Below are 269 nucleotides of genomic sequence, written 5' to 3'. Positions count from 1 at the left end.
AACACTGGACGCTGGTACCGGAAGGTATTGCACTGGCCATCGGCTGCAACACTTTCCCGACATGGAATTCATTTCCGGGGATTTTTGCCAGTCTTGCCACCGGTAATCCGGTCATTGTCAAACCGCATCCCGCAGCTGTCCTGCCTTTAGCGATTGCGGTCAAAGTCCTCCGTGAGGTTTTTGCGGAAGCAGATCTGCCGGTAAATGCAATTTTGCTGGCCGTTGACAGTGCAGAGACACCGATTGCCGATAAACTCGCAGTTCATAAT

At 52.0% G+C, this 269-nt stretch carries 1 pseudogene; it reads left to right on the top strand.

Annotated elements, in window-relative coordinates:
• A pseudogene (locus HBA93_RS21370) lies at window positions 1-269 on the top strand (phenylacetic acid degradation protein PaaN); the annotation flags it as partial.

The organism is Ochrobactrum sp. SFR4 (genome assembly GCF_019730395.1).
GTDB lineage: Bacteria > Pseudomonadota > Alphaproteobacteria > Rhizobiales > Rhizobiaceae > Pseudochrobactrum.
The sequence above is the reverse complement of the archived record's forward strand: the minus strand, read 5'-3'. Positions and strand labels throughout refer to the sequence as shown.